The sequence below is a fragment of the uncultured Alsobacter sp. genome, from assembly GCF_945952055.1.
GTDB lineage: Bacteria > Pseudomonadota > Alphaproteobacteria > Rhizobiales > Beijerinckiaceae > Alsobacter.
The window spans coordinates 1-25911 of the sequence record NZ_CAMFHB010000029.1 but is presented as its reverse complement, the minus strand read 5'-3'; the positions used below and the strand labels follow the sequence as shown (position 1 = coordinate 25911).

Genomic DNA, 25911 nt, shown 5'->3' with positions numbered 1-25911 from the left:
TGGCTCCCCAGGAGCGTCATCCGCTGGTCAGTTGCTGGCCTGGCGCGTGACGTCCCGGGGCTGGTACTCCAGCACGGTGGCCTTCAGCTGGTCGGAATCGAGACCGGTCATCACCGAGATCTGTCCGCCCTCCGGGGGCGCGAAACGGCCCTCCGGCTGCCAGAACGCGAGGTCGCCTTCCGCGAGGGGGATCTTGGCGACGCCGACACCGCCCGGGGGCAGCGTGACGCGCGCGAAACCCTTCAGCTCCTTCACCGGCCGGGAGACCTTGGCGACCTTGTGCCGGATGTAGAGCTGCACCACCGCCGTTCCGGTGCGTGGCCCGGTGTTCATCACGTCCACCGAGACGGTCACCGCCCCGCCCTGCTTGAGCACCGGCTGGTCGAGCCTGGGCGCACCCAGGAAGAAGGACGTGTAGGTGAGCCCGTGGCCGAAGGAATAGAGCGGGCGCGGCCCGACGTCCTGGTATCCGGTGGTGTAGGGCTTGGGCTGGTCGCCCGCCGGACGGCCCGTGGGCCGCTGGTCGAAATAGATCGGGATCTGGCCGACGGAGCGCGGGAACGTCATCGGCAGCCGCCCCTGCGGCTCGGCCAGGCCGAACAGGATACGCGCGGCGGCGAGCCCGCCCGCACTGCCGGGATACCAGGCCTCCAGGATGGCCGGAGCCTCTTTGTCCAGGTCCTCGATGGTGAGCGGGCGCCCGTTGAACAGGACCACGGCGGTCGGCTTGCCGAGCGCGAGCACCGCGCGCGCCAGCGCCATCTGGTCGCCGGGCAAGTCGAGCGAGGCGCGGCTCGCCGATTCACCGCTCATGGTCGAGCGTTCGCCGAGCGCGAGCACGACGACGTCGGCGCGCGCCGCGATCTTCACCGCGGCCGCGATGTCCGCCGGCGACGACCGGTCGATGCTGCCGCCGGAGGAGAACGCGATGTCGGCATCCTCCGCCATGACCTTCAGGACCCGCCGGATGCCGCCGAGGAGCGTCACCGCATCCTCCGGCTGGCCGTTGGCGGCCCAGGGCCCCAGCGTGTCGGCCTTTGCGTCGGCGAGCGGCCCGATCACCGCCACGCGCTTGACGGCGATGGGAAAGGGCAGCGTGTTGCGCTCGTTCTTGAGCAGCACCATGGACTTCTCCGCGAGCGTCCTCGCCGCGTCGAAGTGCGAGCCGTTGCCCACCAGGGAGGCTTCGCGGGCCGGAACGGACCGGCGGTAGGGATCCTCGAACAGGCCGAGGTCCTCCTTCAGCTGGAGGATGCGGCGCACCGCGTCGTCGATCTCGCTGATCGGCACGGCATTGCTGCGCACCAGCGCGGCGAGCTGCGACACGTAGGTGCGGCTCTCCATGTCGATGTCGGTACCGGCCCGGAACGCCTGTCGCGCTGCGTCCGTGGCGGTGTCGGCCACGCCGTGCACCGTGAGCTCCTCGACGGCTCCGAAGTCGCTGACCACGATGCCGCGGAAGCCCCATTCGCGCCTGAGGATGTCGCGCAGAAGGCGATCGTTGGCGACGCCGGGGACGCCGTCCACCGCGTTGAACGCGGACATGATGCAGCGGGCGCCCGACTCGACGGACGCCTTGAAGGGCGGAAGCTGGGTTTCGCGCAGCGCCCGTTCCGAGATGTCCCCGCCACTGTATTCGCGGCCGCCCTCGGTGGCGCCGTTGGCGGCGAAATGCTTGACGCACGCGGCCACGCTGTCGGCGGCGGCGAGCGACTTGCCCTGCAGCCCCCGCACCCGGGCCTCGGCGATGCGCGACCCCAGCCAGGCGGATTCGCCGGCCCCCTCGACGACCCGTCCCCAGCGCGGATCGCGGGACATGTCGACCATGGGGGAGAAGATCCAGTTCACCCCGGCGGCCGACGCCTCGGTGGCCGAGATGCGCTCGGACTGCTCGATCGCTTCGAGATCCCAGCTCGCCGCCTGCGCCAGGGGCACCGGGAAGATGGTGCGATAGCCGTGAAGCACGTCGAAGCCGAGCAGCAGGGGAATGCCGAGCCGCGTTTGCCACACGGCCATTTCCTGGAGCCCGCGCGTGTACTCGGCGCCGTACACGTTGAAGAGCGCGCCCGCTTCACCCTTCAGGATGGCGCTGCGCACGTCAGAGCGCGTGTAGGGCCCCGTGACCGCATGATGCCCCGAGACCAGGTTCAACTGCCCGATCTTCTCCTCGAGCGTCATCTTGGCCAGGAGATCCTCGACGCGGGATCCGGCCGGAGCCTGCCCGGCGCACAGGACGGCGATGGCGAGGCCGGCGAGGGGCGCGAGGCGGCGGCGCACCAGGGAACGGACACGGGACACAGGAGACACGGGAAGGCTCGCGGATCGAGGGGGCTTGGCCTTGACGGCCAGCTTCTCTCATACGCGGCCAAGGCCTGGCCAGCAACGGCGGCACGCGGAAGTGGTTAGCTCAATTCCCCGGCAGCACGAGCACCTTGGGCGTGGGCGGAAGGCTCGCGCGCGACAGGGTGATCGATGCCGTCGGCGAGCGCTCGACCGTCCAGTTTTCCTGCACCCGGGCCAGGAACCGGTTCAGGGTGCTGGAGCCGAAATAGTGCATCGGGATCATCAAAGGGGCGTTGATCGACCGCAGCACCTCGAGCATCCCGTCCATGTCGAGCGTGTAGTTGCCGTCGACCGGCACCAGCAGGACGTCGATGTGCCCGAGAAGCTTCAGGTGGGACGCGTTGAGCGTGTGATGCAGGTGCCCCAGATGGGCGATGCACAGGCCCGCCGCCTGGAACACGAAGATGGAATTGCCGTCGTGCTCGGTGCCGCCGTTCCAGTTCCTGATACTCGTGGGAACGTTGCGGACCTGCAGGTCACCGACGGTGACGTCGTGGCGGGCCGGGACGCCCGGCACGTTCCATCCGCGCAGCACGTGCTTGATGCGCGGGTCGGGAGCGTTAGTGAAATGCGTGCCGTGGGCGTGGTTCATGGTGACCAGGTCGGGGATCGCCGACGGGCGCACATAGTCGTTGTAGTCGGTGGCGGCGAGGATGCCGCCCGGCGTCTCGATGAGGAAGGTGGCATGGCCGACGAAGGTCAGGCCCACCTCGCCCGGCCCCACCGCGACGCGCTGGATGGGCAGGTCCCTCTGCGACACCAGGCCCATGCACGCCTGGCTGTCCGCCGCGACCGCGCGTCCCGGTGCCCCCACGACGGCGGCCATCACGGCGGCGACAAGAGACAGACCGAACCAACGACCCATGAGCCCCTCCTGCTGTGTGCAGCGCTGCGACCTCGTTCCCGCATCCGATCTAGCGCACGCCAGCGTGGCGGCGAGGGCCAGGCTTGGCAATCCGCGATGGCCGCCGCAGCCGAGCCTGAAACAGGGGCCCCGCGAGGCCGGCGAACGCGGTGCATCTTTGGCGCGCATAAGCCAGAACGGAAGCGCGATTCGCGAAAAGGTCCACACGTAAAAAGCGAGTATTCACAAGTAGAAGGTGCGAACTGCAGAGCCGAAGCTTGAATACCGCCAATACCCCCGAATTTCGGCAATTGCGTTCATCATTGATCCAGAAGCGAGAGCGTCAGATGGCCGCGACAGGGATCACATTGTCGCGCACCGGGCCCCGCAGCCATGATTACGAGTCTCGCACTGGCATCGATCGTCGGCCTTCTCCTGGGCTTCCGCTGCAGGGCGGCGATGCTCCTGATGAGTTCGATGCTCGTCCTGCTCACGGCCTGCGCCACCGAATGGAGCGCCCTGCTCTCACCCGACGACAGCTTCTGGGCCATGATGCGGGTCTGGCTCGTTCTGGCCGCGCACCAGATGGCCTTCGTGGCGGGCTCCTGCGAGGCCATCGCCCCCGGGCGGACGGACACGACCCCGGCGCAGGCGCCACAGGACCGCGGCCTGCTCGACTACGACGCCCGGCGCGGGCTGCCCGGCGGCTGATCGGGACTAACCACAACGACGATCCCTCGTATTGCAGTGACGGTCACGCTCCCCTAACGTCCCGCCCATGACATTGCGGTGGACGATCCGGATGGGGAGGTCGCGCGGGCTCGTCGCGCTCGCGATCGCCTATGCGCTGATCGTGAAGGTGGTGTTCGCATCCGCGATCGCGGGCGTGATGGTGCCGGGCAGCGACCCCTGGTCGGCCCTGTGCCTCACCGACGTCGGCACCCATGCCCCCTTCCCCGATCACCCGGGCTCGCATGGGGCCGAGGTTTGCGACGATTGTACCTTGAGCCGCGTCGTGGGCGTCCTCGGCCCGGTCCCCGACGACAGCGTGTCAACGGTGCAGCCCCTGCAGCGCCGGGTCCACGGGATCGTCTGGAGGCAGGACCAGCGCCACGGCATCAGCCCGGCGGCGTGGTGGCATGGGCGCGCCCAGCGCGGCCCGCCGGCGTCCTAGACCCGAGCCGTCAACACGTTCCCCGATCGCCATTCGAGAGCGGTGCCTGCCCCTGGCGCAGGCGCCTCCGCTGACCTCAGGATTCCACCATGACACTCCGCACCCTGCTGGCGCTGGCCGGCATCACCATCCTCGCCCCCTTCCAGGCGGCACCGGCCCTGGCCCATGCGACCCTGGAGGTCACGCAGGCGCCCATCAAGTCGAGCTACAAGGCCACGATCCGGGTCGGGCACGGCTGCCAGGGCAGCGCGACGCTGAAGGTCCGGGTCCGCATTCCGGAGGGCTACATCGCGGTGAAGCCCATGCCCAAGGCCGGCTGGGCGCTGGAGACCATCCGCGCGCCTTACCCGCAGCCCGTCAAATATTACGACGAGACGCTCAAGGAGGGCGTGCGGGAGGTGATCTGGACCGGAAAGCTGCTCGACGAGCACTACGACGAGTTCGTCGTCCGCGGCTATCTCTCCGACGCCCTCGAGCCTGGATCCCGCCTCTACATCCCCGTGGTGCAGGAGTGCGAGACCGGGACGCACCGTTGGATCGAGATCCCGGCGCCCGGCAAGTCGGCCGACGACTACAAGGAGCCGGCGCCCAGCGTGAAGCTGCTGCCCGCGACGAACTGAGTCGCGCGGCATGCGCCCGTTGCGCCTCCTGCTGCTCCTGGCGGCCCTCGCCTGCGGCCTTGCCTGGCCGCACCAGGAGGCGCGAGCCCACGCCTCCCTCGTCGGCAGCATGCCGGAGGACGGTACCGCGATGCCGCGCGGCCTGCCGGTCGCGGGGCTCCGCTTCAGCGAGCCGGTCCGACCCCTCGTGCTGCGGCTCACCGCGCCGGACGGGACCGCTGCCGACCTCGTCCCGCGCCCGCGCGGCGAGTTCGTGGAAGTGCCTCTGCCGCCGCTCGCGGACGGGGCCTACCTCCTCAGCTGGCGGGTCGTCTCCGCCGACGGGCATCCGGTGGCCGGCACCGTCTCCTTCTCGATCGGAGCGGCCGCTCCGGCGGCGAGGAGCACGGTGTCGGCGACCGATCCCAGCCTCGTCGCCGGCCTGTGGGCCTTTCGCGTGCTGCTCTATGCCGGCCTCGTCTTCGGCATCGGATCGGCCTTCGGTCTCTCCTGGCTGACGCCGGGACGCAGCGTCGGCGCCGCGCCCTGGCGCCTCGCGTCGGTCGCCTTGTGGGCCGGCGCGGCCGGGGCGATCGGAGGGCTCGGCCTGGCGGGCATCGACCTCCTGGGTGGAACCTGGGAGTCCCTGGCCGGGCCCGGCCCCTGGCAGATGGCCGCCTCGACCTCGCTCGGCCCCAGCCTGGCCCTGATCCTCGGCGGCTTGCTCACGGCAGGCCTGGGTCGCGGGCGCTCCCTGCCGCTGTCCGGACTGGCCACGGCCCTGGCCGCCACGGGCTTGGCGGTCACCGGCCATGCCGCGACGGCCGAACCGGCGTGGCTGTCACGCCCGGCCCTGGCCCTGCACGGCGCGACGGCCATGCTCTGGGGCGGAGCCCTGATTCCCCTCGCCGTCCTGGCCATGCGGGCTCGGCAGGACCTCGGCGCCGCCCTCCTGCGCTTCTCGGTCCCTGCTCTCGCCTGCGTCGGCCTGCTGACGGCGGCGGGAGGCGTGCTGGCGGCCTTGCAGTTGCGCACCGTGTCCGACCTGACCGACACGGCTTACGGCCGGGTGCTCCTTGCCAAGCTCGCGACCGTGGCGGCCCTCCTGGCCCTTGCCGCCTGGAACCGCCGCAGCCTGACGCCCAGGATCCTGTCCGGCGACGGGACCGCCGCGCGGACCCTGGGTCGGAGCGTGGCCGTGGAGATGGTACTGATGCTCGCCGTGGCGGGGCTGGTCGCCGTGTGGCGCTTCACGCCGCCGCCCCGCAGCCTCGTCGCGGTCGAGACGGTGGCCACGAGCGTCCACGTCCATTCCGATCGCGCCATGGCCGACATCCGCCTCCTGCCCGGCGGGCGCGGCAGCAACCGGGCGGAGATCGTGCTGCTCGGCGTGGACTTCGACGTCCTTCCGGCGAAGGAGGTGACGCTCGTCCTCTCCAACCCGGCGGCGAAGATCGAGGCCATCGAGCGCCGGGCCACCCGCATGCCCGACGGACGTTGGGAGGCCCACGGCTTCACCACGCCCGTGGCGGGCGAATGGACGGTGACGGTGGAGGTGCTGATCGACGATTTCGACAAGCTGAGGCTGGACGGCACGCTGACGCTGGAGCCGTGAGGCGATCGGCTGGAGAGCCGACGCGCGCCTGGATCCTAGCGGACCGTGTAGGCGCGCAGGAACATGTCGACCGCGGCGGCGACGACGGTGCGGATGCGCGCCGGCAAGATCTCCGCCGGCATCTCGCAGCCGAACAGGGCCGGGCGCAGCAGCGTCGATTGGCACATGTCGAGGAACTGGGCCGAGGCCAGCGTGGTGTCGGGCACGGCGAGCTCGCCGGCCGCCACCTTGGCATCAAGGAAGGCGGCGAGCATGCGGATCGTCGTGGCGGGTCCGCGCTGATAGAAGGCCCGGCCGACCTCCGGCATGCGCTCGGCGATGCCCATGGCGGTCCGCATGCCGGCGATCTTCACCGGATCGGACAGGAAGCGCCCGAGCGCCTCGCCGAATTCCGTCAGCACGCGATCGGTGGGGGCCGTGGTGTCCAGCGTCCGGAGCACGGCCTGATGGGCGCGGCGCTCCGCGTCCATGATGGCGCAGAACAGCTCTTCCTTGTTCTGGAAATAGACGTAGAGGGTGCCCTTGGAGACGCCCGCGACACGGGCGATTTCGCCCATGCTCGCGCCCTCGAAGCCGCGCTCCAGGAAGACGGCGCGCGCGCCCTCGACGATCTGGCGATGCTTGGCCGGATCGGTGCCGGCCCCCCTCGCCTCGCCCGACGGCTGGTCGTCGTCGAGCGCGTCGGGGAGACTATCGATGCCGTTGCCGCTCATTCCGCATCCTTGTGGCCCGTGCACACAACCTCGTGACTGCCTGTGCACCGCAACACATTAATGACCGAACCGTTCGGTTCGATCTTGATATTGCGTACGCGAGGGCATATTGCAAGGACATTGACCGAACCGTTCGGTTCGATGAACTCACGCCGGCCCGGCCGGCGAGCATGGTGATGCAATGAGCGACGTGACACAGACCGACCGCACCACGAACCCGGTGGCGGCCCCGCCCCCTTCCCAGGGCATGGTTTCGGTGAGCGGCGGCCAGCCGGCGGCGCAGGGCCTGAACGGCGAGGTGCTGCCTCCGCGCAAGCGCTCCCGCAAGGGCCGCGTCCTGCTGCTCGTGCTCCTCGCCGCGGCGTCGTTCGGCGGCTGGAAGGGCTATGGCTGGTTCACCGAGGGCCGGTTCCTGGTCTCGACGGACGATGCCTACGTGAAGGCCGACGTGACCACCATCGCGGCCAAGGTGCCCGGCTACGTCGTGGCGGTGCCCGTGGCCAACAACACCGCCGTGAAGGCCGGCGAGGTCGTGGCCCGCATCGACGACGGCGACTACCGCAACGCGGTCGATGCGGCGAAGGCCCGGATCGCCACGCAGGCGGCGACCATCCAGCGGATCGGCCAGCAGATCGAGGCCCAGACGGCCGCCCTTGGGCAGAGCCGCGCCCAGGTCACCTCGGCCGAAGCCGACCAGGCCCGGGCGGAGGCGGACTTCCAGCGCGCCCAGGCCCTGGCGCAGAGCGACTTCGGTTCCAAGCAGCGGCTCGACGCGGCGCGCGCGGACCGCGAGCGGGCCGTCGCGGCGGTCGACTCCGCCCGCGCGGCGCTGGCGGCGGCGCAGGCCAACATCGCGGTGACGCGCGCCCAGGAGACCGAGGCCCGCCAGACGCTGGGCGAGCTGCGCACCACGCTGGCGCGGGCCGAGCGCGACCTGTCGTTCACCGTGGTGACGGCCCCGGTCGACGGCATCCTCGGCAATCGCGCCGCGGAGGTCGGCAACTACGTGCAGGCCGGCACGCGCCTCGCCGCCCTTGTGCCGCTCGCCACGACCTATGTGGAGGCGAACTTCAAGGAGACGCAGCTCGGCCGGCTGAAGCCGGGCCAGCCCGTCGACATCGAGGTCGACGCGCTGCCGGGCCGCACGATCCACGGCACGGTGCAGAGCTTCGCCCCGGCCTCGGGCTCGGTGTTCAGCCTGCTGCCGCCGGAGAACGCCACCGGCAACTTCACCAAGATCGTGCAGCGCGTTCCCGTGCGCGTCGCGGTGCCCGAGGACGTCGCCCGCTCCGGCGTGCTGCGGCCGGGCCTGTCGGTGGTCGCGGCCGTTCGCACCCGCGATCCCGACGCGCCGAAGTCCGCGCTGGAAACCTGGGTGGACCACGCGCTGGCGACGCTTCGCGGCGTCGTCGGCCTGTCCGCCATCGCGACCGCCGAGGCCAACGCGCAGAACGTGGCGCGCTGAGGCGCGCCGCTCCGGAGCACCGTTCATGTCAGCCCCCGCCAATACCCTCCCCGCGGCGGGCCGCGCCCCGGCAGCAGCGCCGGCGGCCGACCACATCCCCGCGAGGCGCATCTTCGCGTTCCTGGCCATGGTCTTCGGGATGTTCATGGCCATCCTGGACATCCAGATCGTCTCGGCGTCGCTGTCGGAGATCCAGGCAGGCCTGTCGGCCTCGGCCGACGAGATCTCGTGGGTGCAGACCGCCTATCTCATCGCCGAAGTGATCATGATCCCGCTCTCGGGCTTCCTGGGGCGGGCCTTCTCGACGCGCTGGCTCTTCGCCGTCTCCGCCGCCGGCTTCACCGCCGCCAGCGCGTTGTGCGCGACGGCGACCTCGCTCGAGCAGATGATCGTCTACCGCGCGATCCAGGGTTTCATCGGCGGGGGCATGATTCCGAGCGTCTTCGCCACGGCCTTTACCATCTTCCCGCGCTCGAAACTGCCGGTGATCTCGCCGATGATCGGCCTCGTGGCGACGCTGGCCCCGACGATCGGGCCCACCGTCGGCGGCTACCTGACCGAACTGTTCTCGTGGCACTGGCTGTTCCTGGTCAACATCGTGCCCGGCATCGCGGTGACCGTCGCCGCGATCGCGCTGATCGATTTCGACAAGCCCGACCTGAAGCTGCTGGACCGGTTCGACTGGTTCGGCCTGGCCTTCATGGGCACCTTCCTCGGCACGCTCGAATACGTGCTGGAGGAAGGCCCCACCAACGACTGGTTCGACGACCAGGCCATCCTGCTGGCGGCCGTGGTGATGGTGGTGACCGGCATCGCCTTCTTCTGGCGGGCGCTGACCGCCAGGGAGCCGATCGTCGACCTCTATGCCTATCGCGACCGCAACTTCGCGACCGGCTCCTTCTTCTCCTTCGTGCTGGGCATCGGGCTTTACGGGCTCACCTATCTCTACCCGCTGTATCTCGGGCGGGTGCGCGGGTTCTCCGCCCTGCAGATCGGCGAGACGATGTTCGTCACCGGCGTCGCCATGTTCCTGACGGCGCCGCTGGCCGGCCGCCTGATGCGCGCGCTGGACCCGCGCGTCATGCTGGCCATGGGCCTGGCGGGCTTTGCCGCGGGCACGTGGATCGCCTCGGGCATCACCAAGGACTGGGACTTCTGGGAGCTCCTGCTGCCGCAGGTGCTGCGCGGCTGCTCGCTGATGATCTGCATGGTGCCGATCAACAACGTGGCACTGGGCACTCTGCCGCCGCAGCGCCTGAAGAACGCCTCCGGCCTCTACAACCTGACCCGCAATCTCGGCGGTGCGGTGGGCCTGGCGCTCATCAACACGATCATGAACGACCGCATGGACCTGCACCTGGTGCGTCTGCGCGAGCATGTTACCTGGTCGAACCAGAAGGCGCTGGAGACCCTCCAGTCGCTCCAGGGCGCCCTGTCGCGCCTCGGCTCGGACGCCGAGCTCGGCGCCCTGAAGAAGCTGTCCGGCATCGTCCGCCAGCAGGCCCAGGTCATGGCCTTCGGCGACGCCTTCGTGATCCTGACGGTCATGTTCCTGGCGACCGCCTGCCTCGTCGTGCTCCTGAAGAAGCCCGCTCCCCCCAAGCCCGGCGCGGCCGGAGGGCACTGAACCAAGGGAGAGCTCCCGCCGCACCGGCGGGCCGCTCCCCCTCCCTCTCCCCGCTCAGAAGTCGTAGCGGATGCCCATGTTGATCGAGCCGCCGCGGATGCGGTCGCCGAAGCGGGCATCGGTGCGGATGTATCCGAGCAGGTTGGTGCCGATGACCTGCCCGGTGACGCCGAGGCCCGCCTGGCCGAAGGTGCCGACGCGGCCGGTCTTGATGGTCACCTTTTCGCCGGACCCGCTGAACGTGAAGGCCGACTTCGCGTCGTCGGCGAACTCGCGCCAGACGGCCGCGGTCGCGAACGGCTGCAGCACGACCTTGTCGTCGACGACGGTCGTGAACCCCACGCGCAGGCTCGCCCGGCCCAGCAGGCTGTCGATCCTGTCGAGGGTGATGCTGCCGGCCTTCACGCCGGCCGCGCCGCCCTGCGCCGCCTTGAACGGATCGACGTCCACCCGCGTGTAGTTGAACCCGACCGAAGGCTCCACGAATGCCGTCTCGCTCATGGCGAACCGGTATGCGGCGGAGCCGTTGACGCTGTCGCCTTCCGCCTTCTGGCGCGAGAGGGTCCCCGTGAAGCCGACCGGGTTCGTCACGTCCATCGTGTAGAAGTCGTGGCGGTACTGGAGGTCGGCCGAGAAGGCGCCCTTGATCAGGGCCGCATAGGCGCCCACGAACGGCACGCTGAACGCGCCCTTGGTCGGCGTGGCGGACGCCTGCTGGCCGGCATTGGCCGTGACGCTGCCGGCCGTGACGCCGCCATGCAGGTTGAAGCCGGTGCCCGCGATGTTGAGCACGCCGTAGTCGGCGCCCACCTGGAACCCGCTGAACGAGGTCCGCACCTTGGTGACCGAGCGGGCCGACAGCGAGCCGTAGCTCACGGCGGTGTCCGCCTGGCTGTCGTACTGGCCCGCCTGGATGCGAACCCAGGGTCCGCCATGGCGCGTGTTGGGCGCCTTGTCGGTGGGGCTCGCCACGAAGGCGTTGGTCGATGAGAAGAAGCCGGTCGACAGCGAGGTGATGACCGAGCCGATGCTGGCGGCCGGGGCACCGGCATTGGGGCTCACCGTTGTGGTGAGCTGCCAAAGGCCGGGCGAGGGATTGCGCAGCGTCGTCTGCACGAAGCCGCTGTCGAGCGTGGCGCCCGTGTCGGCGCTGGCCGTGACGGTGGTGCCCGAGCCCAGCCCCTGGGCCAGGGTGACCGGGGCCGAGGTGGGCCGGAGGCTGGACTGGACGATCAGGAAGGTGAGCGAGGAGCCCGCCGTGCTGCCCGTCGCGATGATCTTGCCGGCGGTGCCGGCCGCCGGATCCAGGGCAACCTTGACCGTCTGGTTGCCGGTGAGCTGGCCGATGGTCAGCGACAGCGTGGCGTCCTGCGCGAGGCCCGCCGTTCCGCCGGGGCGCAGGTCGACGATGCCGGTGCCGGCCAGGGTGGTGCCGGGCAGAGCACCTCCGCCGCGGACGATGCCGGTGTTGGTGAGGACGCCGACATCCGTGACGGTGTTGCCGCCGAGGTTCAGCGTGCCGCCGTTGAGGAAGGACGCGATCGGGCCGGTGTAGGGCGAGCCGGCCGCGGTGTCGCGGCCCGACAGCGCGCCCGTGACGTTGAACGTACCCTGGTTGTCGACCAGCGGCGCGCTCAGCACGCCGCTGGCGTTCAGCACGGCGCCGGCCGTGTTGACGATGTCGGTCGCATCCACGAGCGACCCGATCGTCGTCAGCGTGCCGCCGTTGACGATGGATGCGCCCGTGCCGGTGAGCCGCCCGGCGTTCAGAAGCTGCCGGCCCTGCGCGACCGCGATCCTGTCCACCTGCAACCGGCTGCCGGCCTGCAAGGTGAGGTTGGCGCCCGACACGTCCACGAGGCCGCCGAAGCCGGAACTGTTGCCGGTGAGCGTGAGCGTGCCGCCGCCCGTCACGGTGAGCGTGCCGCCCGAGCCGCCCTTGGCGAGGGCACCGCTGAGCGTGACGGTCTTGCCGTTGGTGTCGAGGGTCGCCGCCCCGTCGAGGGTGATGGACTGGCCGAGCGCCAGCGCCGTAAGGCCGTCGCCGGCCTTCAGCGTGGTGCCGGCCTTCAGCGTCACGGCGTTGGCCGCGTTGCCCAGCGCGGCGTTGTTGGCCGCCACCAGCGTGCCGCCCTCCACGGTGACCGCGCCCGTGAAGGTGTTGGCCGCCGTGAGGATGAGGGTGCCGCCGCCGGTCTTGTCGAGGCCGAAGTTCTCCTGCAGCACCGAGCCGATGGTGGCCGTGACGGAGGCATCCGTGCGGACGAAGCTGGCCTGCGGACGGCCGCCCGGCGCGTTGCCGGCGAGCGACAGCGCGCCGCCGCTGATCGTGTAGCCCGAGGTGACGAACTGGATGCCCTCGAACGAGACGGGGCCGGTCACGGTGACGGTGCCGCCCGTCGTGCCGGAGAAGACCGCGACGCCCTGGTTCCAGCCGTCGTTGATGTCGCTGCCGGGCGAGGTGCCCGTGGCGCCGGCCGCGGGCGCCTTGCCGTCGGGCCCGACCGGCGCGGTGGTCCACTGCGTCGCCGCCGTCGACCACGTGCCGCTGCCGCCGGCCGGGGCGACGCTGCCCGGCGCGCTGCCGGTGTTGCCCAGCGTGTTGTTCGCCCCGGTGAAGAACAGCACCGACTGGCCGCCCGCGCGGTACAGGAGGTTGACCTGGTTGGCCACGTTGGTCAGCACCTTGGCGGTCGCCGGGGACAGGTCGGCGCCAGCGCCGTCCTTCACCGACGAGAAGGAGCTTCCCGCGGTCAGCGTGCCGTAGTTGAACAGCCGGTAGTAGCCCGACGTGGGCTGGTTCGTGCCGTCGCCCTTCAGCACGAGTGCCCCGCCGAGCGTCAGCGCGCCCGCCACCGCGACGAGGTCGTTCCTGACGGTGCCCGACGTGCCCACGGAACCGGGCGACCCGAGCTCGAAGGTCGTCGTCGCTCCCGCATCCAGGGACAGCGTGCTCTCGAACCGCAAGGTGCCGGGGCTGTTGCCGGCCGACAGCCCACCGCCGGCCCCGATGGCAACGGCCTTGGTGATCGTGCCCGCGCCCGACAGCGTGCCCGACACGTTCACGGCAGCATCGACCGTGCCGTTGACGTTCAACGAGGCGCCCGTATCCACCGTGACGGTCTGGCTGCCGGAGCCGTAGCGCGAGCCGGCCGCCACCTGCGTCATGCCGGTGACGCTGAAGTTGCCCTCATAGTTGGTGAGGGCGGTGCCCGACAGGACCACGTCGCCCTTGATCGTCAATTGGCCCGCCCCCGTGAACGACCCGGTCAGGGTGAGCGTCTTGCCGGATGCTGCCTCGATGATGCTCGCCGCCTGCATGACCACCCCGACGCCGGAGGTGATGGTGTCGGTCGCCAGCAGGCGTCCTCCATTCAACGTCAGGACGTTGCGGCTGGCGAGGTCGGTCGCCGACCCGTTGCCCAGCGCCGCGGCCGAGCTTGCCGACACCGTGCCCTGGGTGATGAGGAAGCCGCCGGCAAAGGTGCCGTTGCCGCCCGACAGCGCCAGCGTGCCGGCGCCGGTCTTTTCCAGCGTGCCCGCGCCCGACACCGTCCCGGTGAGGCCCAGCGTGATGCCGTTGGACACGGCGATCCGGCGCTGCGGAGCCTGCGTGTCCGCGGCGGCGACGAAGACGTTGACGCCTGTGTCGAAGGAGGCCGTGGCCGAGAACTGCCCGCCGGCCAGCGTGATCGTGTTGCGCCCTGCGCTCTCGCCGGTTCCCTTGCCCAGCGCGCCCGCCGAAGCGGCCGAGAGGGTGCCGCGAGCGATGACGATGCCGCCGGCGAAATCGGCGCTCGAACCGGCCAGCGACAGGGTGCCGTCACCGGTCTTGGTCAGCGTGCGGAGACCGCCCAGGGTGCCTGACAGACCAAAGTCCCGGCCGTTGGTGTCGATGGTGCCCGCCGACGCCAGCGTGATTGGGCGATCGAAGGTGCTGCCGGCAGCGCCCGCGTCGATCCGCAGGGTTCCGCCGGCGAAGGTGATGCCGCTGGTGCCGACCAGCGCACTCGCGCTGTTGATGGCGAGGATGCCCTTCTCGAGCCGGGTGACTCCCGCATAGCCGCCATATCCCCCCAGGATCAGCGTGCCTTCACCGGCCTTGCGCAGCCCGACCCTGTCGCCCGGGTCGTTGGCCAAGACCGCATTGATCGTCGCCGTGAGGCCGGTGTCGACGGTGACGACGCCGACGGGAGCGGACAGGCTGAGACCGTCGCTGATGAGGTTGAGAGACGTTTCGTCCTCGCTCTCGATGACATAGCCATCCGTCACGAAGTGCAGACCCTTGACCTGCAAGCCAGCATTGCTGGTCATCGTGACCGTCTTGGTGCCGGTGCCACCACCTCCGAACACCGCGAAGCCAGGCCGCCAGCCGGTGCGGATGTCGCTGCCGGGGCTCCCGGTCGTGGCGTCGAGGGGCGCGGTCGTCCAGTTCGTATCCTTGTTCGACCAGGTGCCGCTTCCGCCGGAAGGCGGCCCCGAGCCCGGCTGGGTGGAGGTGTTGCCTTGCTTGTCGCCGCCGGTGAAGAACAGCACCGAGTCCCCGCCGCGCGTGTACAGCAGGTTGACCTGATTGTTGACGGAGTAATAGACGACCGCCGTATCCCCGGTGGCGCCGCCCTCGACCGAAATGATGCCGAACGTGCCGGTCCGCGTGCCACCATAGTTGAACAGGCGGTAGTAGCCCGGCGCGAGAAGATCGGTGTCGATCGCGCTGCGCAGGACCAGCGTGCCCGCCAGGTTCAGATCGCCGCCGACGGTGACGAGAGTGTTGGACTTCTGCCCGTCGCTTCCAACGAAGCCGGGGGCGCCCAGCGTGAAGAGCGACCTGGAATCCTGGGTGAGCGTGAGCGATCCACCCAGGGCCAGTGGGCCCCCTGTGGAAGCGGCGGCGAGCGTGCCGCCGGCCTTGATCTCGACGGAACCGCCGAGCCGCCCGACGCCGCCGAGCGTCCCCCCGTCGTCGATGACCGTCGACATGCCCGCGGCCCCGACGGTCCCACCCTTCAGTTGCAGGGTCGTGTTCCCGACCCGCAGCGTTCCGCCATAGGCGCTCCAGTTTGTGGATGAATCACCGAAGCTGACGATCCGGCTCGCGGCGCCGGTCGCGGCGCCCGTGATCGTCAGGCTTTTCGAGTCGGGGCCGAGCGGGCCGCTCCAGGTGAACGCACGGGCCGCCTGCAGGTCGACGGTGGCCGTTCCGCCCCCGTTGCCGATCCTCACATTGGCGAGGGAGGCAGTGGTGTTGTCGGCCGCGATCCGCAACGTGCCACCGGTCAGCGTGACCGTGCTTGCCGCGGCGATGGAGCCGCCGGTGGCGAGTTCCAGGGTGCCGTTGGCGACGGTGGTTGCACCGGTATAGGTGTTGACGCCCTTCAGCGTGAGCGTGCCCGTCCCGGACTTTGTGAACCCCGTCTTGCCGCTGATGCCATCGTTGATGGACCCCGCGAAGTCCGTGCTGGCAGAGCCTGCCAGGGTGAGCACCTTGTCGGCCGTCCCGCTGTTGGTCACGGTACCGGCGCCTGCCAGGCTTGCCACGGTGAGCGCATTGCCGTTGAGGTCGAGGGTGCTGGCCGTCTCGAGAGTGACGGCGTTGGATGCACCGAGTGCGCCTGCGTTGCCGGCCGTGAGCGTGCCCTCAGTCACCCTGACAGTGCCCGAGAAGAACGTGTTGGCCCCGGACAGGACCAAGTTGCCTGCTCCGGTCTTGGTCAAGGCGCCGCCGCCATCGATCGACGACAGCGTGAAAGCCCCGGCATTGGTGACGGTCAGACTCGCACCGCTCTGAAGCCCGATGCCGCCGTTGATGACGGCGCCGGACCTGATGGTGAGTGAATTGCCGCCCCCCTGGAACGAGAAGGCGTTGGCCCGGATCGCTCCGAAAAGTCCGCCCGAGACGGTTCCGGAGAGATCGACGGCGACCGCTTGGCCGGAGATGCCGACGCCGCCCCCGAGCGTGCCACCTTCGCTGACTGCTCCAGCATCTCCGCCTTCGACCCGGCCGCCAGCCGACACCGTGATCGAACCACCGGTCGCGTCGATGCCGACCCCTCCGCGGCCGCTGTCCCCCCAACCGGCAGAGTCCCCGCCCTTACCGCCCCTCACCGTACCGCCAACGGTCAGTGAGGCGTAGGAGCTGGCGGTAACGCCCGAACCACCGGTCAGCCCATCCGCGCCCCCCGACACCAGGGGTCTGTCCTCCCCCCTATAGTTGCCGGCTGAGAGCACGAGAGAACCGCCGCGCAAGGAAACACCGCCAGTGAGGGCGTTGTTCTGGCTGGACAGGGTCAAGGTTCCCTGTCCGTCCTTGGCCAGAAGAACGGAACCCGTGACGGCACCCGTGAACGTGAGCGAAGCGGCTGTCTCGGCGATCGAAATCTTGCCTCCGCTCCCCTGCACGACCGTTGCGCGAGACGAGGTGGCCGTGTCCGTGCCGGTGTAGGACAGCGCACCGGCGGTGTTGCCTCCGCTCGTGCCGCCCAGCGTGAGCGTCGAACCGGTCCCCAGCGCCGAGACGCTGGAGATCGCCAAGGTGCCATCCGTGACGAGCACGTCCCCCGAGAACGTGTTGCCACCTGGCACAGCAGGTGCGAGTTCCAGCGTCCCGGCGCCGGTCTTCTTCAACGTGAGCTTGCCCGCTCCGCTGTTGCCGATGACGCCGGTGAAGGTTGTGCTTGCGCCGGATCCGCCCACCGTCAGGGTGGCGTCCGTTGCGGCGCTGTTGTCGACGAGGCCCGTGCCCGAAAGAGCGCCAATGGTCCCGTTTGTACCATTCAGATCGAGCGTGGTGTCGTCGCTCAGAACATAGAATTGATTGGCACCGAACGCGGAGGAGGCGTTGGTGGCCGCCCTGAGGATTCCCTTTTGGACGTTGACCGTGCCTGATCCCGTCATGGCGCCGCTGAGCGTCAGCGTGCCATCGCCCGCCTTGTTGAGCGTGCCACCGTTCTGAATCGCGCTGGCGAGCAGGAAGTTCGTGGCATTCTCGATCGTCAACATGGCGGCCGAGGCGACGCCGATCCCACCTTGAATTTCCGCGCCATCCGAAATGACGAGCTTGTTGGAGCCGGCGGCATTGCCAAACGTGAAGGCATTCGATCGATAGCTAGTTCCGCTCGCCGTCCCTCCGGAGACTCGGCCGGCGAGGTTGATGGTGAGACCGGAACCAACGATCGCCGCGCCGCCAAATCTGTTGAGGTTGTAGGAGGAAAATCCGCCTGCACCCCCCCTCACAACGGCATCTGCCTTGATGTCGATGGTGCTGGCAGCGCCCGCCGAGATGCCGACGCCCCCGGCGCCAGAGTACTGGTTGTTCGAGTTCGAAGCGGCACCATCTCCACCGGAAAGAGTGCTGCCACTCTCGATGGTGATCGTCGGGTTGACCGCACTCGAAGCAATGGACAGGCCAGCGCCTCCGTTGAAGCCCTGAGAAGCAAAGGTCTCTCCAGAAATTCTGCCCCCCGAGAGCGTCAGCGAACCAGCATTCAGGGTGAGGCCACCAGCAAGCGCGTTTCCGCTGTTTGAAAGCGTCAAGGTTCCGTCGCCCAGCTTCGTGAGTGCCCCCGAACCGGTCACGGCACCCGACAGCGTCAGGGTGTTTGCCTTGGTGTCGATTGTCCCTATTGACGCGAGAGTGAGGGCGTTCGAGACCGTAGTTCCCGACTTCAGCGACGCAATTGTACCTCCCGACAGCAAAATGGTGCCGTCAATCACGGGTGACGAGGTATCGAGGTTGAGCGCACCTGACACAGCCACGACGTTTGTGCCGATGATGCCGGCCTGGGCGACGGTGACGGACCCGCCATTCAGGATCGAAAGGCGGGCAGACCCACTTCCCATTCCTGAGAACGTTATGCCCTGAGAGTACGGCGTCACGCCCACCGAAACGCCCGACGAGACTTCGACCGTCATGGACCGATCGGTCGACGGCGAGGAAGTCGGCTTCATATCAATGTATATTTCACCAATACTGGCGGTTCCAGACGCGTCAGCGGTGAGTTTCAGCGTGTGACTGGTCGGATACGGCGCGAAATAAGTTTTAGATGCGATGTAGGAACCATCGCTTGTGTAAAAACGGCCCTCCCCGACCTGTATGATTGCGTTCAACTTGAAATCGGTGGAACCGGAAAATGTGATCAACGAGCCGTCGCTCGAAATGGAGAAGACGTTCGAGATGCCCCCCGACTTGACTGGAGACACCGCGAAGCCCAGCGCGACCCCACCGGCGGCAGCGACCCTTCCGATCCGGGCAAGGAAAGTGGAAGAGAGCAGCAGGCGGCGCATCAACACGTGAGCAAGCGGCATCATGAACTCTTCGAAAAAGGTCGTCACACCCGCAGTGCGAGCGCCTGAAAAAGGAAGCTAGGCCTATCTATCTCAAAATATTGTTCGGAAAAAATAATAATACAATATCGTCGCGATAATTTTCGTCGGAGACATGAACTATTCAATCCTGGATTGAAGTTCAATCGTTATAATCGCGACGATATATAAATCCGATCGTGCCTTTGTGTTCACACAGCGTAGGATTTAGGCTGCACATGAACGTCGCGCGCATTCAGGTGGTTCGACCAGCCCATTCGTTTTGACACTCTGCTCGTCCAATCCGTGGCTCTTTACTCACGCAGGAGCGAAGCACCGCCCAGCGTCCGCGAGTTCGGGACCGATTCGTCAACGTCGTGGATCTTGGGAGGAGCCGTTCAAGGTGGCGAAGAGGGCAAACGGCGGATCGAGCACAGGCGCGTGACCTGGGTCGCGACTCTCCTTGTCCATCCGACGCTGGGCGCTCCCCGCTACCGTCCGAAGGGTCGAGCGGACTCCGGCCCGACGCATTGGGCCGTGCGGGCGACTGCCCGTACGGCCCAACCTTGCCTCAGAAGTCGTAACGGATGCCCATGTTGATCGAGCCGCCGCGGATGCGGTCGCCGAAGCGGGCGTCGGTGCGGATGTAGCCGAGCAGGTTGGTGCCGATGACCTGCCCCGTGACGCCCAGGCCCGCCTGGCCGAAGGTGCCGACGCGGCCCGCGGTGATCTTCACGTTCTCCCCCGTCTCGCTGAACGTGAAGGTGGAGAGCTGGTCCTTGGCGAACTCGTGCCACACCGCCGCCGTGACGAACGGCTGCACGATGAGCTTGTCGTCGATGACTGTGGTGTAGCCGGCCCGCAGGCTGGCGCGACCGAGCAGGCTCTCGACCGTTTGCATGGTGATGCTGCCCGCCACGACGCCGGCCGTGCCGGGCTTGCCCGCCTTGAACGGATCGACGTCCACCCGGGTGTAGTTGAACCCGACCCCAGGCTCGAGGAACATCGTGTCGCTGAGGCTGATACGATAGGTGGCCGAGCCGTTGACGCTCTGCCCGTCCGCCTTGTGGTTCTGGAACGTGCCCGTGAATCCCACGGCATTCGAGATGTCCATGGAGTAGAAGTCGCGCCGGTACTGCAGGTCGGCCGAGAAGGCGCCCGCGACGAGCGCGGTGTATCCGCCGACGAACGGCACCGAGAACGACCCCTTGGTGGGCGCCGCCGAGTTCTGCTGGGCCCCGTTGGCGCTCACGCTGCCGGCCATCACGCCCGCATGGAGGTTGACCCCCGACCCGCCGACGTTGAGCACGCCGTAGTCCGCACCGACCTGGAAGCCGGAGAAGGACGTACGCACCTTGGTCTGCGCGGTCGCCGACAGCGAGCCGAAACTGACGGTGGTGGCGCTCTGCGTGTCGTATTGGCCGGCCTGGATGCGCACCCAGGGTCCGCCGTGGGTGGCGTTGGCCGCCGTGTCGGAGGGGCTGGTGACGAAGGCGTTCGTCGACGAGAAGAAGCCGGTCGACAGCGAGGTGATGACCGAGCCGATGCTCGCGGCCGGCGCACCGGCGTTGGGGCTGACCGTGGTCGTGACCTGCCACAGGCCGGTGGAGGGGTTCACGAGCTTCGTGTTGACGAAGCCCACGTCGAAGGAGAAGCCCTGCGCCTTGGCGGTCACCGTGGTACCCGCACCCAGCCCCTGCGCCAGCGTGACGGCCGAGGCCGTGGGCCGCAGCGTGGTCTGCTGGATGAGGAAGGTGAGCGAGGACCCCGCCGTGCTGCCGCCGGTGGACACGATCTTGCCGGCCTTGCCGGAGCCCGGATCCAGCGCGATCAGCACGGTCTGGTTGCCCGTGAGCTGGCCGACGGTGAGGACCTGCGTGGTGTCCTGCATCAGGTTCGTGGGACCGCTCGGCCGCAGGTCGATGGTGCCCGTTCCGGCCAGCGCCCCGGTGAGGGTGCCGCTGCCGACAATGGTGCCGGCGTTGGTGAGCGTGCCGATGCCGCCGAAGCTGTTGTTGTTCAGCGTGATCGTGGCGCCCGAGAGGTTGGCGAGGTTCGTCGTGGCGCCGGTGATGTTGCCGTTGAGCGTGAGGGTCGCCGCGTTGTTGAACTGGGTGACGTTGAGCGTGCCGGCGAGGTTCGCCGTGGCGTTGTTGTTGAAGGTGGCGGCACCCAGCGTGCCGCCGGTCATCACCACCGTGCCGCTGTTGTTCAGGGTGCCGATGCCGGTGAAGCTCCTGCCCGCGCCGCCGAGGTCGAGGGTCTTGCCGGCGGCGTTGTTGAAGGTCATCGCCGTCCCGCCCGAACCGACCGGAGCAGCGCCGGAGAGAGCGCCCGTGACCGTGAAGGTGCCCTTGTTGTCGACCGTCGGAGCGTAGAGGACGCCGCTCGCCTGGATGGTGGCGTTGTTGACGATCATCGTGTCGTCGAGCAGGGCGCCGGCGGTCACGACGGTGTCGTTGTTGGTGATCGTGTTGCCGGTGCCCCGCAGCGTTGCACCGCTCTCGACCGTGAGGCGCGTGCCGGAGCCGACGGTCAGCGACGATACCGTGAGCTTTCCGCCCGAGACCAGCGTGAGGCTGCCCGTCGAGACCTGCATGATGCCGCCGAAGCCGGAGCTGTCGCCGGACAGCCGGAGATTGCCGGCGCCGGCCTTGGTCAGGGTGTCGCCCGTGCTCGTCTTGGACAGTGCGCCGCTGAGAGTGAGGGTCTTTCCGTTCGTGTCGACGGTCGTGCTGCCATCGATCGTGATCGACTGCCGCAGAGCCAGGTCGGCCGATCCTTGTGACTTGAGTGTCGTGTTGGTCATCAAGGTGACCGTGTTGTCCGTGGCGACCGCTCCGCCGGCACTGCCGAGCGCGTCGTTGTTCCCGACCACGAGCGTGCCGGTCTGGACCGTGACCGCACCGGTGAAGGTGTTGGCGCCGGTGAGGATCAAGGTGCCCGTTCCGGTCTTGTCGAGGCCGATCCCCGCGCCGCCATCCTGGAGGACAGTGCCGATCGTGGCTGTCACCCCGGCTTCCGTGCGGATGAAGGTGGCATCGGGGTTGCCGCTGGGAGCCGAGTCGCCGAACAGGGTCAGGCTGCCGCCCGTGAGCGTATAGCCGCTCGTGACGAACTGCAGGCCTTCGACGCTGGCGGCATTGTTGGCGACCGTGACGGTCCGGTCGGCGCTTGCCGCAAGACTGTCCATGAACACCGCGACGCCTTGCTGCCAGTTGCCGTTGATCTCGCTGCCGGGGGACGACCCCGAGGTGCCGACGGCCGGGGCCGTGGTCCAGTTGGTCTGGTTTGCCGTCCACACGCCCGCGCCACCGGCCGGTGTCATGGCGGAACTGGACGGTCCGTCGCCGGTGTTTCCGGTGAGGTTGGCGCCGGTGAAGAACAGCAAGGACTGATTGGCCGACTTGTACAGCAGGTTCGCCTGGCCCGCCGACCCGGCCTGCTCGATGTAGTATACCGTCCCGGTTGTGCCGCCCGTGAGGGCCGAACCGTTCTTCGTGACGGTGGCGAAGGTTCCCGAGCGCGTTCCCTCGTAGTTGATCAGGCGGTAGTAGCCGGTCGTCGATGACGAACTGAGATTGACCGTCACGTTGGACCCGATGGTCAGCGTGCCACCGCTGCCGCCGACCTTCTTGATGGTCGTCAGGTCGTTGGCGGATCCGCCCACGATGCCTGCGCCCGTGAGATCGACGTCGAGCGAGGAGTTGTTGCCCAGGGCGAGGCTGCCCGCGACTGTGATCGTGCCCGGGCTGTTCCCGGCTGCGAGCTTACCTCCGCCCTGCACGACGACGGCGCCCCTCACGATGCCCGTGCCGCCCAGTGTGCCGCCATTCGCGACCGTGACGGTCTGACCATCGGTCCCGACGGTCGCGCCGGACGCGACGGACAACGCGCCGGAGACGGTGAGCGCGCCGGTGTAGCCGGTCAGCGCGGTTCCCGAGAGGACGACGTTACCCTTGGTGGTGAGAACACCACTCCCGTCCATCGTTCCCGCAAAGGTGAGACGCCCGGCCGTGCCGTCGAGCGTGCCGCCGCCAGAACCGATCGTCAGGGCGTTGGTCCGGGTCTGGTCCGTCGCAGCCTTCAGCGTGCCGTTGTCGAGTGTGATCGCTCCAATCAGCGCACCCTGGTTGAGGACCGTCGTCCCGCCGTCGACCGTCAGGCCGCCGGCGAAGGTGTTGGGACGGTCCGTGGACATGTTGGTCAGCGACAACGTGCCGCCGCCTGTCGCCTTGAGCCGGCCCGTGCCGGTGACGGCGCCGCCGAGCGTCAAGGTGACGGCATTGGTATCCACGCTGGCGTTGCCGGAGACACCGATGGCGTTGCCCAAGGTCAGGCCGCCAATCCGCGCCTTGAGGGTCGTAGCGGCCGCAAGCGAGACGGTCCCCATGCCGAGCGCCGCGTTGTGGCCGACCTCGACCGTTCCCTCCGCCAGGGAGAAACCGCCGCTGGCGGTGGACGCCCCGTTGAGCGTGAGTGTCCCGCCTCCCGTCTTGGTCAGCGCCATCGTCGCACTGGCGAACTGGCCGATCGTTCCGTTGAACGTGAGACCCGCGGTGGAGCCGACGTCCAGGGTCACGGAGCCGGAACCGGCGGCGATGCCGAGCGTGACGGCGTTGCCATAGGCAATGGTGCCGCCGGCCTTGAACGTCGTGTCCTTGGCCAGCGCCAGGCCGCTGCTGTTGCTGATCGAACCGGAAGCATTGACCTGCAGGGTCCCGGCCTCGACCTTGGTCATCCCGGTGTACGTGTTGGCCCCGCTCAGCACGAGAGTGCCGTCACCCGTCTTGACGAGGCCCTTGTCCACCGTCGAGCCAACCAGCTTGACGCCGAGGGTCGCGGTGATCCCCGCCAGGGTGGACATGGTCGTCAGGTTGACGTGGCCTGCGCTCGCATTGCCGGTGAGCGTCAGGGCGTCCGCCGGCGTGGCGCCGTTGATCGCATATCCGGTCGTCGTGAACGACAGACCCTGCACGTCGACCGCCCCACCGGAACTGTCGACCGCGACCGTACCGGCGGTCGTTCCGCCGAAGGCTGCGACTCCGCCGAGCCACGCATTGTGGATTTCAGCCCCGGAGCTGTCCGACCAATTCGTCTGGCTGGTTCCGGCCGTCCACGTCCCGCCACCGCCCAGTGCCTGGTCGACGGGCGACGTGCCGGTGTTGCCGGTCAAATCGGTGCCGGTCCAATACTGGGTCTGCTGCTGGGCGTTGAAGCGGATGTTGATCTGGTTGGAAATGTTGGACAGGACGGTCACGATGCCGGACGCATAGGGGTTCCCGTCCTTGTCGATGACGCTGGCGAAGCTGCTCGCGGTGAGCGATCCATAGTTGAACAGCCGATAGTAGCCGTTCGCAATGGTGTCGGAGCCGCTTGGCAGGAGTTGGAGTGTCCCGCCGAGGGTGAGGGCACCGGTCACCACCACGAGGTCGTTTCCAGACCCCGCACCGTCATTGCCGACCTTGTTCGCGGCGCCCAGTTCGAATTTTGACGTGCCGGTGAGGCTGAGGGATCCGTAGGTCTGCGTGCCCGGGCTGTTGCCCACCGACAGCGTGCCGCCGGTGCCGATGGCGACGTCACCACCGAACGTTCCCGTGCCCTGCAGGGTGGCGCCTTGGCCAATGCTGAGCTCCGATCCGCTGCCGCCGATCGTGCCGCCCTTGATATCGACGACCACGTTCGTCGCAACGATCGTGCCGGTGTAGCTGGACCAGTTCGACGTGGAACTCCCCAGGTTGAACCGGCCAGCCGCGCCGCCGGCCGAGTTGCCGATTTGGAGGTCCCCGGAGCCTGTCAGCGCCGTCGTCCAGGACAGCACCTGGCCGGCCGCCACGGTGAGGGTCGATGTGCCCGAACCGAGTTCGACGTTGTTGGTGTTGGCGGTGGTGTTATTCCCGTCGATGGAGAGCGAGCCGCCGGCCAGGATCACCCGGGACGAATTGTTGATGGAGCCGCCGACACCCAGATTGAGGACACCGTCCGAGATCGTCGTCGTGCCCGTGTAGGTGTTGGCGTTGGTGAGCGTGAAGGTGCCGCCGCCCGTCTTCACCAGCTTCCCGTCCGTCCCGGACATCACGCCGCCGAAGCTGGCGCTGCCGGACAGGTTGACCGTCAGCGTGCCCGAGCCGAGCGTCACGTTGCCGCCCGTGGTCCCACCACCGCTCAACTGAGCAACCGTCTGGTTCTGGCCATTGAGATCGAATGCCGCCCCCGATGCGGTGCCGAGAAGCACCGTCGCCGTGCTGAGAAGCGAGCCGCCGGCACCAAGTTGCAGGACGCCGCCGTCGATGTTGGTCGTGTTCTGGTAGGTGTTGGCAGCGGTCAGTGTCAGGACGCCCGTCCCGGTCTTGGTCAGGCCCCCCTGCCCGGAGATCACGCCACCGAACGTGCCGCCGCCGTTGACGGTCAGCCTGCCCGTGCCGAGGGCTACGTTGCCGCCCGATGTGCCGCCGCCGTTGAGCGAGGCCACGGTCTGGCTACGGCCGTTGAGATCGAAAGCCGCGCCGGACGCGGTCCCCAGGACGAGCGAGGTCGCGCTCGCCAGAGATCCATTGGTGCCCAGACGCAGGATACCGCCGTTCACGGTGGTCGCGCCTTCGTAAGTGTTCGTACCGGTCAGCGTCAGGATGGCCGAACCGGTCTTGGTGAGCCCCCCACCTCCCGAGATCGCGCCGGCGTAGCTGGCCGCGCTGCCCAGGTTGACCGTCAGCGTGCCCGAACCGAGCGTCACGTTGCCGCCCGTTGCGCCGCCACCGCTCAGCGAAGCCACCTCCTGGCTACGGCCGTTAAGATCGAAAGCCGCTCCGGTGGCCGTGCCCATCACGAGCGAAGTCGCGCTCGCCAGAGATCCATTGGTGCCCAGACGCAGGATACCGCCATTCACGGTGGTCGCGCCTTCGTAAGTGTTCGTACCGGTCAGCGTCAGGATGGCCGAACCGGTCTTGGTGAGCCCCCCACCTCCCGAGATCGCGCCGGCGTAGCTGGCCGCGCTGCCCAGGTTGACCGTCAGCGTGCCCGAACCGAGCGTCACGTTGCCGCCCGTTGCGCCGCCACCGCTCAGCGAAGCCACCTCCTGGCTACGGCCGTTAAGATCGAAAGCCGCTCCGGTGGCCGTGCCCATCACGAGCGAAGTCGCGCTCGCCAGAGATCCATTGGTGCCCAGACGCAGGATACCGCCATTCACGGTGGTCGCGCCTTCGTAAGTGTTCGTACCGGTCAGCGTCAGGA

At 68.5% G+C, this 25911-nt stretch carries 11 protein-coding genes and 1 pseudogene; 6 read left to right on the top strand and 6 right to left on the bottom strand.

What is annotated here, in order from left to right; all coding sequences use genetic code 11:
• Positions 1-27: 27 nt before the first annotated feature.
• The gene (gene bglX / locus Q0Q47_RS19725) at positions 28-2307 is read right to left on the bottom strand and encodes a beta-glucosidase BglX (RefSeq protein WP_293863531.1); all 2280 of its coding nucleotides are present in this window, start codon (positions 2305-2307) and stop codon (positions 28-30) included.
• A 100-nt stretch (positions 2308-2407) separates the two neighbouring features.
• Positions 2408-3208 (bottom strand): MBL fold metallo-hydrolase, encoded by an 801-nt coding sequence (locus Q0Q47_RS19720; protein WP_293863529.1) that lies wholly within the window; start codon positions 3206-3208, stop codon positions 2408-2410.
• 372 nt (positions 3209-3580) lie between these two features.
• Here Q0Q47_RS19720 and Q0Q47_RS19715 point away from each other — a divergent pair, with 372 nt between their 5' ends.
• The 4 genes from Q0Q47_RS19715 to Q0Q47_RS19700 all read left to right on the top strand — a co-directional run bounded on the left by Q0Q47_RS19715 (position 3581) and on the right by Q0Q47_RS19700 (position 6575).
• Positions 3581-3898 (top strand): hypothetical protein, encoded by a 318-nt coding sequence (locus Q0Q47_RS19715; RefSeq protein ID WP_293863527.1) that lies wholly within the window; start codon positions 3581-3583, stop codon positions 3896-3898.
• A gap of 91 nt (positions 3899-3989) precedes the next feature.
• Positions 3990-4361, top strand: a complete 372-nt coding sequence (locus Q0Q47_RS19710) for a hypothetical protein (protein ID WP_293863525.1) — start codon at positions 3990-3992, stop codon at positions 4359-4361.
• Between the two features lie 89 nt (positions 4362-4450).
• Positions 4451-4981 (top strand): YcnI family protein, encoded by a 531-nt coding sequence (locus Q0Q47_RS19705; RefSeq protein ID WP_293863523.1) that lies wholly within the window; start codon positions 4451-4453, stop codon positions 4979-4981.
• 10 nt (positions 4982-4991) lie between these two features.
• Positions 4992-6575: a CopD family protein gene (locus Q0Q47_RS19700; protein ID WP_293863521.1), complete on the top strand. Its 1584-nt coding sequence runs from the start codon at positions 4992-4994 to the stop codon at positions 6573-6575.
• A 35-nt stretch (positions 6576-6610) separates the two neighbouring features.
• Here the strand turns inward: Q0Q47_RS19700 and Q0Q47_RS19695 are convergent, their stop codons facing one another.
• Positions 6611-7288, bottom strand: a complete 678-nt coding sequence (locus Q0Q47_RS19695; RefSeq protein WP_293863519.1) for a TetR/AcrR family transcriptional regulator — start codon at positions 7286-7288, stop codon at positions 6611-6613.
• Positions 7289-7469: 181 nt separating this feature from the next.
• Between Q0Q47_RS19695 and Q0Q47_RS19690 the strand changes: the two genes are divergently transcribed.
• Both Q0Q47_RS19690 and Q0Q47_RS19685 read left to right on the top strand, forming a co-directional pair.
• The gene (locus Q0Q47_RS19690) at positions 7470-8753 is read left to right on the top strand and encodes an HlyD family secretion protein (RefSeq protein ID WP_293863517.1); all 1284 of its coding nucleotides are present in this window, start codon (positions 7470-7472) and stop codon (positions 8751-8753) included.
• 25 nt (positions 8754-8778) lie between these two features.
• Positions 8779-10380 (top strand): DHA2 family efflux MFS transporter permease subunit, encoded by a 1602-nt coding sequence (locus Q0Q47_RS19685; protein WP_293863515.1) that lies wholly within the window; start codon positions 8779-8781, stop codon positions 10378-10380.
• 54 nt (positions 10381-10434) lie between these two features.
• Here the strand turns inward: Q0Q47_RS19685 and Q0Q47_RS19680 are convergent, their stop codons facing one another.
• The 3 genes and pseudogenes from Q0Q47_RS19680 to Q0Q47_RS19675 form a co-directional block, all read right to left on the bottom strand.
• Positions 10435-17379, bottom strand: a complete 6945-nt coding sequence (locus tag Q0Q47_RS19680; RefSeq protein WP_293863513.1) for an autotransporter-associated beta strand repeat-containing protein — start codon at positions 17377-17379, stop codon at positions 10435-10437.
• A gap of 477 nt (positions 17380-17856) precedes the next feature.
• Positions 17857-18219, bottom strand: a pseudogene (locus tag Q0Q47_RS31185) (hypothetical protein); the annotation flags it as partial.
• A 1033-nt stretch (positions 18220-19252) separates the two neighbouring features.
• Positions 19253-25903, bottom strand: a complete 6651-nt coding sequence (locus Q0Q47_RS19675) for an autotransporter-associated beta strand repeat-containing protein (protein WP_293863654.1) — start codon at positions 25901-25903, stop codon at positions 19253-19255.
• Positions 25904-25911 lie beyond the last annotated feature (8 nt).

Bases quoted from the DNA above. Each gene is read 5' to 3' on its own strand.
- Q0Q47_RS19720 (WP_293863529.1), bottom strand. From the start codon at position 3,208: ATGGGTCGTTGGTTCGGTCTGTCTCTTGTCGCCGCCGTGATGGCCGCC.
- Q0Q47_RS19715 (WP_293863527.1), top strand. From the start codon at position 3,581: ATGATTACGAGTCTCGCACTGGCATCGATCGTCGGCCTTCTCCTGGGC.
- Q0Q47_RS19710 (WP_293863525.1), top strand. From the start codon at position 3,990: ATGGGGAGGTCGCGCGGGCTCGTCGCGCTCGCGATCGCCTATGCGCTG.
- Q0Q47_RS19705 (WP_293863523.1), top strand. From the start codon at position 4,451: ATGACACTCCGCACCCTGCTGGCGCTGGCCGGCATCACCATCCTCGCC.
- Q0Q47_RS19700 (WP_293863521.1), top strand. From the start codon at position 4,992: ATGCGCCCGTTGCGCCTCCTGCTGCTCCTGGCGGCCCTCGCCTGCGGC.
- Q0Q47_RS19695 (WP_293863519.1), bottom strand. From the start codon at position 7,288: ATGAGCGGCAACGGCATCGATAGTCTCCCCGACGCGCTCGACGACGAC.
- Q0Q47_RS19690 (WP_293863517.1), top strand. From the start codon at position 7,470: ATGAGCGACGTGACACAGACCGACCGCACCACGAACCCGGTGGCGGCC.
- Q0Q47_RS19685 (WP_293863515.1), top strand. From the start codon at position 8,779: ATGTCAGCCCCCGCCAATACCCTCCCCGCGGCGGGCCGCGCCCCGGCA.
- Q0Q47_RS19680 (WP_293863513.1), bottom strand. From the start codon at position 17,379: ATGTTGACGATCGAGAATGCCACGAACTTCCTGCTCGCCAGCGCGATT.